Source organism: Stenotrophomonas sp. 364, from assembly GCF_009832905.1.
GTDB classification, from domain to species: Bacteria; Pseudomonadota; Gammaproteobacteria; order Xanthomonadales; family Xanthomonadaceae; genus Stenotrophomonas; species Stenotrophomonas maltophilia_AP.
In genome coordinates, this window is the sequence record NZ_CP047135.1 from 4,551,482 (window position 1) to 4,564,076 (window position 12,595).

The 12,595-nt window shown below is 69.0% G+C and carries 12 protein-coding genes; 9 read left to right on the forward strand and 3 right to left on the reverse strand.

Annotated features, from left to right (window positions below; all coding sequences use genetic code 11):
* Window positions 1–64: 64 nt before the first annotated feature.
* Window positions 65–1,549 carry an AAA family ATPase gene (locus tag GQ674_RS20195; RefSeq protein WP_159498752.1) on the reverse strand — a complete coding sequence of 495 codons (1,485 nt, stop codon included), beginning with the start codon at window positions 1,547–1,549 and terminating at the stop codon, window positions 65–67.
* Window positions 1,550–1,679: 130 nt separating this feature from the next.
* Here GQ674_RS20195 and GQ674_RS20200 point away from each other — a divergent pair, with 130 nt between their 5' ends.
* The 9 genes from GQ674_RS20200 (at window position 1,680) to GQ674_RS20240 (ending at window position 10,695) form a co-directional block, all read left to right on the forward strand.
* Window positions 1,680–2,312 carry a ParA family protein gene (locus GQ674_RS20200; protein ID WP_159498754.1) on the forward strand — a complete coding sequence of 211 codons (633 nt, stop codon included), beginning with the start codon at window positions 1,680–1,682 and terminating at the stop codon, window positions 2,310–2,312.
* 17 nt (window positions 2,313–2,329) lie between these two features.
* Window positions 2,330–2,806: a histidine phosphatase family protein gene (locus tag GQ674_RS20205; protein ID WP_038691340.1), complete on the forward strand. Its 477-nt coding sequence runs from the start codon at window positions 2,330–2,332 to the stop codon at window positions 2,804–2,806.
* Between the two features lie 3 nt (window positions 2,807–2,809).
* Entirely contained in the window at window positions 2,810–3,400 is a 591-nt protein-coding gene (locus tag GQ674_RS20210) for a YceI family protein (RefSeq protein WP_128096989.1), read from the forward strand.
* Window positions 3,397–5,463 carry a phospholipase D family protein gene (locus tag GQ674_RS20215; RefSeq protein WP_159498756.1) on the forward strand — a complete coding sequence of 689 codons (2,067 nt, stop codon included), beginning with the start codon at window positions 3,397–3,399 and terminating at the stop codon, window positions 5,461–5,463. Before GQ674_RS20210 ends, GQ674_RS20215 begins: the two co-directional genes overlap by 4 nt.
* Window positions 5,464–5,488: 25 nt before the next feature.
* Window positions 5,489–5,926 carry a hotdog fold thioesterase gene (locus GQ674_RS20220; RefSeq protein WP_159498758.1) on the forward strand — a complete coding sequence of 146 codons (438 nt, stop codon included), beginning with the start codon at window positions 5,489–5,491 and terminating at the stop codon, window positions 5,924–5,926.
* Window positions 5,927–6,107: 181 nt separating this feature from the next.
* On the forward strand, window positions 6,108–6,899 hold the full coding sequence (locus tag GQ674_RS20225) for a lysophospholipid acyltransferase family protein (protein ID WP_128096991.1): 792 nt from the start codon (window positions 6,108–6,110) through the stop codon (window positions 6,897–6,899).
* A gap of 56 nt (window positions 6,900–6,955) precedes the next feature.
* Complete coding sequence (locus GQ674_RS20230; RefSeq protein ID WP_201290293.1) at window positions 6,956–7,945, forward strand: alpha/beta fold hydrolase; 990 nt, start codon at window positions 6,956–6,958, stop codon at window positions 7,943–7,945.
* A gap of 58 nt (window positions 7,946–8,003) precedes the next feature.
* A complete protein-coding gene (locus tag GQ674_RS20235) occupies window positions 8,004–10,073 on the forward strand; it encodes a tetratricopeptide repeat protein (RefSeq protein ID WP_159498762.1) in 2,070 nt (689 codons plus the stop codon).
* A 10-nt stretch (window positions 10,074–10,083) separates the two neighbouring features.
* Window positions 10,084–10,695, forward strand: a complete 612-nt coding sequence (locus GQ674_RS20240) for a YbhB/YbcL family Raf kinase inhibitor-like protein (RefSeq protein WP_159498764.1) — start codon at window positions 10,084–10,086, stop codon at window positions 10,693–10,695.
* A gap of 143 nt (window positions 10,696–10,838) precedes the next feature.
* Here the strand turns inward: GQ674_RS20240 and GQ674_RS20245 are convergent, their stop codons facing one another.
* Window positions 10,839–11,675, reverse strand: a complete 837-nt coding sequence (locus GQ674_RS20245; protein ID WP_236546136.1) for an META and DUF4377 domain-containing protein — start codon at window positions 11,673–11,675, stop codon at window positions 10,839–10,841.
* 72 nt (window positions 11,676–11,747) lie between these two features.
* Window positions 11,748–12,542: an undecaprenyl-diphosphate phosphatase gene (locus GQ674_RS20250; RefSeq protein ID WP_159499609.1), complete on the reverse strand. Its 795-nt coding sequence runs from the start codon at window positions 12,540–12,542 to the stop codon at window positions 11,748–11,750.
* Window positions 12,543–12,595 lie beyond the last annotated feature (53 nt).

Genomic DNA, 12,595 nt, shown 5'->3' on the forward strand with positions numbered 1-12,595 from the left:
CGACCAACGGTCGGCTCTACGTTGGCGGGTCGGCGAACGTTTACCCGTCGGCGGGCGGCGGGCATTACCCGTCGGCGCTTACCGTGCGGCCTCGCGCCCAGTCGCGCAGTGCGGTGACCTGTTCGGCCATCAGCACCGACAGCGGCCGGCTGCTGCGGATCTCAGCCATCAGCAGGTCGGTGTCCAGCATGCGCTCCTCGGCATGGGCCGCGTACAGCCCGGCCACCACCGCCTGTTCGATCTCGGCGCCGGAGAAGCCGTCGGCGGCGGCGGCCAGGGCCGGCAGCGCGAAATCGTCGGCATTGAGCTGGCGCCGGCCCAGGTGCAGGCGCAGCAGCTCCACCCGCGTGTTGGCGTCGGGCAGGTCGACGAAGAAGATCTCGTCGAAGCGGCCCTTGCGCAGCAGTTCGGCCGGCAGTTCGTGCACCTGGTTGGCGGTGGCCACGATGAACACCGCGCCCTTGCGCTCGGCCAGCCAGGTCAGCAGGTAGCCCAGCACGCGCCGCGACACCCCGCCGTCCTCGCCACCGCTGGCCAGGCCCTTCTCGATCTCGTCGATCCACAGCACGCACGGCGCCAGCTGCTCGGCCGACGCCAGGGCGTCGCGCAGGTTCTTCTCGGTCTCGCCGTGGTACTTGTCATACAGGCTGCCGAAGTCCAGCCGCAGCAGCGGCACCCCGAAGCCGGCGGCCGTGGCCTTGGCCAGCATCGACTTGCCACAGCCCTGTACCCCGAGCAGCAGCATCCCCTTGGGCGGGTCCAGCCCGGCCGGGCCTTGCCCGCCGAGGAACACCGGACGGCGCTGGTTGACCCAGCGCTTGAGCCGGTTGGCCCCGGCCACGTCGGCAAAGCGGGTGGTGTCGTATTCAAAGTGAAGGTGGCCGGCGCGGTTGAGCAGCTCGAACTTGAGCCGGGCCAGTTGCGGCAGGTCGTCCTGGCTGAGCGCGCCGTCGGCGAAGATCAACTGCCGGCCGATGCGGCGCGCGTCCACCATGCTCAGGCCGCGCAGGTTGTGCAGGATCTTCTTGACCGCCTCGTTGTCCACCTCCACCCGCCGCCCGCCGTTCTCGCGGGCGTAGGCTTCAGCCTCTTCGCGCAGCATCTTCAGCAGCGCGTTGAGGTCGGGCAGGCGCGGGTTGAAGCGGGTGGCCAGGGCTTCCAGCTCGGCCGGCAGCTCCACCTTGGCCCCGATCAGCACCAGTACGTGGGCTTCGCAGTGGCGGCGCTGGATCAGGTCGCGCAGCGCGCGCTGGTGGCTGGCATAGCCAAGGTAGGGGTGGAAATCGAGCAGCAGGTAGATGCCGCGCTGTTCGGCCTGGCGGATCATCTGCAGCGCCGAACTGGCATCGGGGGGGCCGACCGCGTCGTCCTCGCGGTCCATGTCGATGCGGCGCAGGCCTTCGGTGATGGACCAGCGGTGCAGGGCTCGCCAGACATGCATCAGGGTCTGCCGGAACAGCTCCACGATGCGACCCTCGTCCTGGGTCTCGATGATGATCAGCGGGGTGTTGGCGCGGATCAGCGCGCTCAGGTCCTGTAACTCGCTCATGCCGGCTTGCAGTCCATTGGATCGCGCACGATAGCAAAGCGCCGCCCGGTGCAGGGGTTCAGCAGCGCGACTATCTCCGTCACGGACGGCGGTGTACGCTGCGACGACGTTCCCCGGAAGCGAGGCTGGCATGAAGACGATCCTGGTAGCCGGTTCCAAGGGTGGGGTGGGCAAGACCACCGTCGCCACCCACCTGGCGGCGCATGCCGCATTGGACGGCAAACGGACCGTGCTGGCCGACGCCGACCCGCAGGGCTCCAGCACCCGCTGGGCACAGCGCCGCGCGGTGCTGGAAAGCGCCGTGCTGCCGGTGGACGTCTACCGCAAGAAGGGCTGGGAGAAGCTGATCCCCGACGGCACCGACGAAGTGGTCATCGACGCACCGGCCGGGGCATTGGCCGACGATCTGGGCCACTTCCTTGACGTTGCCGATGCCGTGGTGGTGCCGGTGCTGCCCTCGGCGCTGGACATCGAAGCCATCGTCGGCTTCCTCAACAGCCTGTCCAAGGTGCCGCGCGTGCACCGTCGCGCGCTGCCGGTGGGGCTGATCCTCAACCGTACCAAGCCGTGGACCCAGACCTCCCAGCAGGCCATCCAGATGCTGGCCGAGTGGCCGTATGACGTTGTGGCGCAGCTGCGCGACAGCCAGAGTTACGTGGTGATGGTCGGGCTGGGACGCAGCCTGTTCGATTACCGCTCCGCGCAGGTGCGCGAGCACCAGAGTGACTGGGAGCCACTGTTGAAGTGGCTGAAGAAAGCCTGATCCGGAAGAGAGCCTTTATGCGAGAACTGATCCTGCTGCGCCATGCCCACGCCGAAGCCGCCAGTACCGGCCAGGCCGACCTTGACCGTCCGCTGTCACCGATCGGCCTGGCCGAAGCGGAAGCGGCCGGCCGCTGGTTGAAGGAGAACAACCTGCTGCCCGATTGCGTGCTGTGCTCGCCGGCGCGGCGCACCCGCGAAACCCTGGAGGCCGTGCTGGGCATCACCGGCTTTGTCGAAAAGCGCCTGGAAGATGCCGTCTACGACGCCACCCCGGGCACCCTGATGGGCCTGATCGAGGCCCGTGGGGATGTCGACCGGCTGCTGGTGGTCGGGCACAACCCCGGCCTGGAACAGCTGGTGGCCCTGCTCAGTGAAGGCACCAGCAGCGATTACCGCGGCATGCCGCCGGGCGGCATCGCGGTGCTGTCGGTGGACGGCAAGGCCAGCATCGAGCCAGGCGTGGCCACCCTGACCGCCTTCTGGTGGCCGTAGCCCATGGCGGTAGTGCGCGCGTTGTTGGGCTGCCTGCTGGCACTGGCAGCCGAAGCGGCCTGCGCTGAACCGCCGGCGCCTGCCCCGCGCCAGGTGCTGGAATTCGATACCGCGCGTTCGCGCTTCGGTTTCGAGATCCGCACCCGGCTGGGGCAGCGCATCGAAGGGGTGTTCCCGCGCTTCGAGGGACGTATCGAGGTGCTGTCCGACGGGCGCCACCAGGTGCACCTGCGGATGTTCACCCGCTACGTGGAAATACCCGGCAAGACCCGCTACACCGGCTGGATGCGCGGCGAAGAGTTCTTCGATTCGGCGCGCTATCCGGTGGTCGAGTTCGACTCGGTGCCTTACTGGCCCGAGGTCGTGGACAAGGGCGGCGGGGTGGAGGGCCGGTTGATCCTGCGCGGGGTGAGCCACCCGGAGACCCTGCGGGTGGAGCCGGCGGAGTGCCCCCGGGCCGGGTATGATTGCGACGTGGTCAGCCGCGGCAATGTGCAGCGAGGCCGGTATGGAATGGACAGCTGGCAGCTTGCCTTGAGTGATCGAGTGACCTTCGTATTGCGAGCGCGTCTGAGCGAGGCGCCGAAACCGTGAACCCATTGTTGAAGATCGGGCTGCTGGCACTGCTGTTGCTGGTCAGCGGCTGTGCCTCGCTGTCCAACGCCGAGCGTGACCGCGCGGCCGGCATTGCCGTGCAGGCGCGTTCAACCGTGGTCGAGTGCAGCCAGGCGGACCGCTGCGCGCTCGATTCGCCGCTGCGCGGACTGGGCGGCAAGGCGTTTGCTGCCTCCACCGAGGCCGCCCCGCAGCACTACGCCACCATCATCGATGAGGGCGAGGTGTCGCTGGTGGCGCGGCTGAACCTGATCCGCAGCGCCACCCGCAGCATCGACCTGCAGACCTACATCTTCGACAAGGACGACAGCGCCCGGCTGGTGCTGGATGAACTGCTCGGCGCGGCCCGGCGCGGGGTCAAGGTCCGGGTGCTGATCGACCAGCTCTCGGCGATTTCCGACCTGGAGATCCTGGGGGCACTGGCCAGCAGCCACCAGAACTTCGAGCTGCGGGTGTACAACCCGACCTTCGGCAAGGCGCGGTTGAACTACTTCGATTACGCCGGCAGCGTGCTGTGCTGCTTCCGCCGCTTCAACCAGCGCATGCACAACAAGCTGCTGGTGATCGACGACGCACTGGGCGTGGTCGGTGGCCGCAACTACCAGGACGACTATTACGACTGGGACAGCGAATACAACTTCCGCGACCGCGACGTCCTGGTGGCAGGCCCGGAAGTGCGCGAAATGGCAGCCAACTTCGATGCGTTCTGGCGCGCGCCGCGCAGCGTGCCGGCCGAACGCCTCAACGACGTCGGCGGCCTGCTGCTCAAGCACGGCGCACCGCCGATGCCCCCGGCCGAGTTCCGCCACCCGCAGCGGATCGCGCGGGTCAGCGATGAAGCCAACGACCCCGCCTACGTCACCCGTGCGTTTGTCGACACCGCCCTGCCGGTGGCGTCGGTGCGCTATGTGGCCGACCTGCCGCGAAAGCACCGCCGCGAACGGCCCAGCCAACCGGCCAACGGCCAGCACGTCACCGAGCCACAGCTGGACGCACTGATTTCCAGCGCGCAGACCGAAGTGCTGCTGCAGACGCCCTACCTGGTGCTGTCCAAGCCCGCCCGCAAGCTGTTCTCCGACCTGCGCAAGCGCGCGCAGCCGCCGCGCATCGTGGTGTCGTCCAACAGCCTGGCCGCCACCGACAACCCGATCGTCTACGCGCTTTCCTACAAGTACAAGCGGCGCAACCTGCGCGAACTGGGCTTCAACATCTACGAGTACAAGCCCTTCCCGCTCGATGCCCCGGTCGACTACCGCAACCTGCTACCGGCCCCACTGGGCGAGGCGCCGCCGTCGGACGGCAAGCGCAGCAGCCTGATCGGTGGCAGCGCGGCGGGCAGCAATGCGCGCGGCAGTGCCGGCAACGGCGACCGCCGGCGCACCGAGCCCGACGCGGTCGTGGACGCCGATACCACGGCCAGCGCCAGCCCGCGGCAGGCAACCCCCGGCCCGGCGGCGCGCCGCCGCACCGACGGCAGCGTGGTCGAGCGCCGCGTGCTGCGCGCCGAAACCCGGCCGTCGTTCCTGGGCACCAAGGCCGTCAACAAGCCGCTGCCGGTCACCCGCACCGGCGCGCGCATGGGCCTGCATGCCAAGTCGATGGTGGTGGACCGCCGCATCGGCGTGATCGGCACGCACAACTTCGATCCGCGCAGCGAGAACTACAACACCGAAGGCGCGGTGATCATCGATGACCCGGTGTTTGCCGAAGCGCTGGCGCAGAGCATCCTGCGCGACATCCACCCGCAGAACTCCTGGACGGTGGCGCCGCGTACCAAGCCGCCGGTGTTGTCCGGGTTGAACTACAGCGTCGGCAAGGCGTCCGAGGCACTGCCCGTGCTGGACTTCTGGCCGTGGCGCTACGCCACCGATTACGAGTTCCAGCCCGGTCCGGACTGCCCCGCGCCGCTGCGTCGGCAGCACGAGGACTTCCATAAGTGCTACGTGGCCGTTGGCGATTTCCCCGAGGTCAACGTCGGCCCGAAATGGCTGCTGGTGCGCATGCTGACCGCTTTCGGCGCCGGCCTGGTACCCATCCTGTAATCCCTTGGTTCCACGGAGCTGCTGCATGTCCCAGGTATTCCGCGAGGCGGTGTCGATCGAGGCACTCAACGCGCTCAGCCGCAACACCCTGATCGACCACCTGGGCATCGTCTTTACCGCCGCCGGTGAGGACTGGGTCAGCGCCACCATGCCGGTGGACGCACGCACCCGCCAGCCCTACGGCATCCTGCACGGTGGCGCGTCGGTGGTGCTGGCCGAAACGCTCGGCAGCAGCGCCGGCAATCTGTGCGTGGATACCACCCAGCAGGTGTGCGTCGGCCTGGAGATCAACGCCAACCACATCCGCGCCATGCGCGGCGGTGTGGTCACCGGCACCGCGCGTGCGGTGCACGTGGGCCGCAGCACCCATGTCTGGGACATCCGCATCGAAGACGAGGGCGGCCGCCTGGTGTGCACCTCACGGCTGACGTTAGCCGTGGTGCCGGCGGTCGCCCCGGTCTGATCGCTGCACTGCATGGATGCTGTGTTGCGTCGGTCGCCACAGTGCGCCGGCGCACTGTGGGTGTGGGCGCTGTGCCGCAACCGGGCAGCGGCTTGACCCCTTGCGGTCGCTGGCCCTCCCGCGTTATCGATTTGGCCGGTTGCGGCTGGCAGACCCTGCGGCGCTCGGGTATCGTGCGCGGATGAATTCCCCCACCCCGGCCTCACGTGGCGGCGTGGCGCGTGTGTGCCGATACCTGTACCGCGTACCGCTGCTGCTGGTCCACCTGTTGCTGTTCCTGCCGATGCTGCTGATCGCCATGCTGCCCCCGTGGGGACGCGTGCTCGTGGGCAACCGTCCGTTCGAGCACGTCGCGGTCAATGCATGGTCCAGCGGCCTGATGTGGATCTTCGGTTTCCGCCTGCACCGGATCGGTACGCCGCTGCCCGGTGCGGTGCTGTTCGTGGCAAATCACGTCAGCTGGGTCGACATCAACATGCTGCACAGCCAGCGCATGATGGGCTTCGTGGCCAAGCGCGAGATCGCCAGCTGGCCGGTGGTGGGCTGGTTGGCCGCCCGCGGCCAGACCATCTTCCACCAGCGCGGCAGCACCGAGTCGCTGGGCGGGGTGATGCAGGAAATGGTCGTTCGCCTGCGCGAGGGCAAGGCCGTGGGCGTGTTCCCCGAGGGACGCACCCGGGGCGGCCATGAAGTGGGCCCGTTCCACGCCCGCATCTTCCAGGCCGCGGTGGAAGCCCAGGTCCCGGTGCAGCCGGTGGCGCTGCGCTATGGCTGGCGCGGCGACGCCCAGACCATCGTGGCGTTCGGCCCGGGCGAGAGCTTCTTCGCCAATTTCCTGCGCCTGCTGGGTGAGCCGGCCCGCCGCGCCGAGGTGCATTTCCTCGCGCCCATTGGTACGCACGACCTGGAAGGCCGTCGCCGCATCGCTGAAACTTCGCGGACGCGCATCCTGGCGGCGATGAACGCCGAGTAGCGCATGTCGGCTCTTCACGCGCCAGCGTCGCAACCGGGAGCAGGCTGCCGCCCATGTTGACCGCTGCCGACTACCGCCCGCCGCGTTGGCTGCGCAATCCGCACCTGCAGTCGATGCTCAGCTCCAGCCGCATGCGCATGCAGCGCGGCCTGATGCTGCTTGCTGCCACCGGGGCGATGACCGAAGAGCTGATCCTGGACGGTGGCCAGGGCGTGCGCCTGCAGGGCTGGCACAGCCACGTGGAAGGCCGCGAGCCGATCGGCATGGCGCTGCTGTTGCACGGCTGGGAAGGCAGTGCCGAGTCCAGCTACATGCGCATGACCGCCGCGCGCATGCTGGAGGAAGGGTTCGACGTGGTGCGGCTCAACTTCCGCGACCACGGCAACACCCACCACCTCAACCCCGGCATCTTCCACTCCAACCGCATCGACGAAGTGGTCCATGCCGCGGGCGACATCGCCCAGCGCTGGCCGCAGCTGCCGCTGGTCGCGGCCGGTTACTCGCTGGGCGGCAACTTCGTGCTGCGCCTGGCGCTGCGTGCGCCATCGGCCGGAGTGCCGCTGCGCCGGGTGGCGTCGGTCTGCCCGGTGCTGGACCCGGCCATCACCATGGAGAGCATCGAGAACGGCCCGGCGATGTACGACTGGTATTTCCGCCGCAAGTGGGCCGGCTCGCTGCGCCGCAAGCGCGACCTGTTCCCCGAGCTGAGCGACTGGGACGACCAGGTGCTCAAGCTCGACATCCGGGCCCTCACCGCCTGGCTGGTCGAGCACCACACCGACTTCGGCTCGCTGCAGGCGTACTTCGACGGGTATTCGATTGCCGGCGACCGGCTGGCCGGGCTGGACGTGCCGGCCGACATCCTGATGGCCCAGGACGACCCGGTGATCCCGTTCGCCACCTTTGACGGCTGGCGCCTGCCGGCCCACGCCCACCTGGAGATCGCTCCGTGGGGCGGCCATTGCGGCTTCCTGGAAAACTGGCGCGGCGACGGCTTCTCCGAACGCTGGGTGTCCCAGCGGCTGCGCGCCGAAGCCGTGCGCTGAGCCAGCGTGGCCCGGCGGGCGTGCTCTACAATCGGGGTTTGACCCACGCTGGACCGTCATGCAAGACAAGATCCTCCAAGCCCTGCGCCGCAATGCGGCCGACGATGCCGTGCAGCTTGCGCGCCAGTGGACCGCCGACGAGCCGGAGCAGCCGCAGGCGCACCGCTGGCTGGCGCTGTCGCTGCAGCAGCAGGGCCAGTTCGATGCCGCCCTGGACAGCCTGCAGCAGGCGCTGGCGCTGGCCCCCGACAACGCCGACCTGCACCTGCAGCACGCCGGCCTGCTGCTGGCCCTGCGCCAGTTCGAGGCCGCCGGCTCGGCGCTGGACCGCACCGCCTCGCTCAATCCCAATGAGCTTGCCGCCTACCTGATGCAGGCGCACATGGCGCTGCTGCGCAATGACGTCGACGAAGCCGAGCGCATCACCCGCATCGCCACCCGCCTGGACGAGGACAGCCCCGAGCTGGCCGCGTTGAACGGCATGATCGCGCTGCGCCGGGGCGAGGGCGACCGCGCGCTGGCCTTGCTGTCGGCGGCCGCGCGGGCGCTGCCGGACGACCCGCGGGTACTGTATGCGCTTGGGTTCGCCTACATGAGCAAGGACATGCTGGCCTTTGCCGAGCAGGCGTTCCGGCGCGTGCTGGAGCTCAACCCGGCTGTGACCTCGCTGCGTGCGCTGCTGGTGCAGCTGGCGCTGCGCCAGGGCAACAGCGAATCGGCCGCAGCCACGCTGCGCCAGGTGCTGGCCGAGCCCGACGGCGACACCCCGGCCATGCGCCGCCTGGCCGGTGAGCTGGAACTGCAGTCCGGCCAGCCGCTGCAGGCCGTAGAGCACCTGTTGCCGGTGCTGGAACAGGCGCCCGGCGATCGCCACACGCTGCAGCTGCTGCTGATGGCCTGGCAGCGCCTGGGCCGCGAACAGCAGGCTCGCGACACCCTGGACGCGTTGCTGGACACCCACCCGCAGCTGCACGACCTGTGGCTGGCACGGTTGTCCATCGAAGTCGTGGGCGCCGCCGAGGCGGTTGCCGTGGGCGAGCGTTGGCTGCAGGCAATGCCCGACCACCTGCCGGCGCTGGAAACGCGCATGCGCCTGCACGACATGGCCGGCGAAGGCGAGGCAGCCGAGGCGATGGCACGTCGCATCGTGGCGCTTGAACCGGGCCGCGTCCGCGGTGAAACCCGCATCGTCGGTGGCCTGCTTGAGCGCGACCCGCAGGCGGCGATCGCCCATGTGCAGGCGATCCATGACAGCGCACCGGACACGGCCAAGGCGAGCCTGCGTGCGTGGCTGGGCGCGGTGCAGGACCAGGCCGGGCAGCATGCCGATGCCCTGCGCACCTGGGTAGCCGCGCACGCGTTGGAAGCCGGCCAGCGCCTGCCGCTGCCGCCGCAGGCCAAGGCACCGCTGAGCTGGCCGGACATGGGCACCATCGGCGAGGACACCGTGGCCCGCCCGATGCTGGTCTGGGGTGCACCCGGGTCGGGCGTGGAGCGTGTGATCGCGGCCATTTCCGCGGCCAGCACCGTGCTGCGCGGCGATCGTTTCGGTGAAACCCCGCCCAACGACGCCTTCCAGAATTACCACACGCTGCAGGACCTCTCGACCGGCGCGCTCAGCCCGGAACAGCTGGTGGCGCAATGGCGCGAACAGTTGCCGTCGCGCGGTCTGGCCGACGCCAACGTGATCGATTGGCTGCTGTGGTGGGACAACGCGCTGTTGTGGGCGCTGCGCCCGCAGCTGCCCGAAGGCCGCCTGCTGGTGGTCCTGCGCGACCCGCGCGACATGCTGCTGCATTGGCTGGCGCATGGCGCGCCGGCGCCGTTCGCGGTCAACGGGATCGATGAAGCGGCCGAGTGGCTGGCGCGTTCGCTGGCCCAGGTGGCCACCCTGCACGAGCAGGATCTGTACCCGCACGCGCTGGTCAACATCGACGGCATCGGCAACGACCCGGCGGTGATGGCCGAGCACCTCGGCCGCCTGTTCGGCATGCGCTTCCCGCCGGCGCCCACGCTGGGGCCGGCGCGCCTGCCTGCCGGCCACTGGCGCCAATACCGCGACGTGATGGCCGCGCCGTTCGCCCTGCTGACGCCGGTCGCGGTCCGCCTTGGCTACCCGGAAGAGTGAGGATTCCCAGATGCGCCTGAGCAGTACCAGCCTCCAGAACGGCCACCCGATCGCGGCGGAATTCGCCGCGGGCGACGCCGCCGGCTTCGCCCCCAACCGCAATCCCCAGCTGGCCTGGAGCGAGGTGCCCGAGGGCACCCGTTCGTTCGCACTGCTGTGCGTCGACCCGGATGTGCCGACCGTACCGGACACGGTGGGTCGGCAGGACTGCACGGTGCCCCGTGACCAGCCGCGCGCGGACTTCGTGCACTGGGCCATGGCGGACATTCCGGCCGCGCTGCGCGAGATCGCAGCCGGCAGCTGCAGCGAAGGCTTCACCGTCAAGGGCAAGACCACGCCGGCCGGTCCGGCCGGGTCGCGCCAGGGCCTGAATGACTTCACCGGCTGGTTTGCCGGCAACCCGGACATGGCTGGCCAGTACCTGGGCTATGACGGCCCGTACCCGCCGTTCAACGACGAACGCGTGCACCGGTATTTCTTCCGGCTGTTCGCACTCGACGTGGCGCAGCTGGACCTGCCGACGCCGTTCACCGCCGCCGATGTGCACCGGGCGATGCACGGCCATGTGCTGGCCGAGGCGGCGTTGCATGGGACGTATACCTTGAACCCGGCGCTGGGTTGATCAACGTTCTGGTTGGCGCGTGCTTCCGGTACCGACCAACGGTCGGTACCTACCGATGACGAAGAAGGGCGGCCCATGGCCGCCCTTCTTCATTGTTGGCGCATACGGCGCCCCGGGGGCGTGTACCGACCAACGGTCGGTATTTACCGGACCGTTTCCGACTCGACGACCATGTCCAGCACATAGGCCAGCGACGAGCCGTCGGCCGGCGGGTTGGCGATCTTGTAGCGCTTCACGCGCACCACGTTGCGCACGCCGTCTTCGTGCGTGTAGCCCTCGATGGTGCCGTAGAAGTTCTCGAACGCGCCCGGGGTGCCCTGCTTCAGGCCCTTGTCGTCGAACGACACTTCGCGGGTCTGCAGGCACTGCATGTCCGGGATCATCGGGTGCGAGCACGGCTTGGTCTGCGCAGCCACTTCCAGGAACACCGTCTCGCCTTCGCCGCCGTAGCGGGTCTCGGCGGTGGGCTCGGGGGTGAAGACCAGCACGTCGCCGGCGGCGGTGCGCAGGGTGAGCTGGCCCTGGCCGGCCAGTTCGGCCTTGAGCGCGCCTTCCAGCCGCGACCCCACGGCCTGGTCCAGCGCCATCAGCGCCTTGTCGGTGCAGGCCATCATGGTCGAGGCCATCGGCGACACGGTCAGGGTGCCGTCAGCCAGGGTATAGCCGCCGCCCATGCGGTTGCAGGTGTTGCTGACCGACAGGCGGCCATCGGTGAAGTCCAGCGTCACCGGCTTGTCGGCACGGGCAAACAGGGCGTCCACACGCTTGCCGCTGGCATCGGTGGCGCTGTCCAGCAGCCAGTGGTTGCCCTGCAGGCGCTGTACGTCCAGCTTGGCTGCGGCCTGGGTAGTGGCGGCGGCCGTCGGCGCGGGGGCGAGGTCGTCGCTGCCGGTGCCGGCCGGTGCGTTGGTGGACGGGTTGCTGCAGGCGGCCATCAGGGCCAGCGGCAGGATCAGCATCAGGGTGCGGGTGCGGTTCATGGACATCTCCTTGGGAACCCGGGGAAAAACGGTGCAGCGTATGAAACGGGGTCAGGCCAGCACCGGCGGTGTTCAGTTGCCAGCAGGCAACCACAGCAGCAGGGCCGCGCCCAGTGCGATGCGATAGAACGCAAACGCGGTGAACTTGTGCGACTTGATGTAGCCCAGCAGCCACTTCACTACGACGAAGCCGGTGACGGCGGCGGCAAGGAAGGCCACGCCCACGTCGGTCCAGTTCTCGTTGCCGAGCTTGCCGTCCTTGGCCATTTCCAGGAACGCGTAGGCACTGGCGGCGAACATGGTGGGAATGCCGACCAGGAACACGAACTCGGTGGCTGCCGCGCGTCGGCTCAGGCCAAACAGCATGGCCACGAAGATCGCCGCCGCCGAACGTGAGGTGCCCGGGAACACCCCGGCCACCACCTGCGCCAGGCCGACCAGGATGGCTACCTTCCAGGTCACCTCGTCGCGGTCGGGCAGGCGGGCGGTGTAGGTTTCCACCAGGATCATCCAGATGCCGCCGATGATCAGCGCCCAGGCCACCGGGGTGACCGTCTCGGGCAGTTCCCAGCCCGCCAGGCGCACCGGCAGGCCGACCACGGCCGTGACCAGGAAGGCGGTGCCCAGCTTCATCACGTAGTCGCGGTTGGCGCGCTCGTGCAGGCCGGTGGCCAGCGACCACAGTCGCTGGCGGAATACCAGGGTGATGGCCAGGATCGCACCGGCCTGGATCACGATGTTGAAGAAGTCCGAGCGCGCGCCCAGCCAGTGCTGGGCAATCAGCAGGTGGCCGGTGCTGGAGATCGGGAGGAATTCGGTGAGGCCTTCAAGGATGCCCAACAACAGGGCAGAGAGCAGATCGGACATCGGGTGCTGGGACTCGGAATGGATGAAATCGCGGTAGAGCATAAAACATCAAA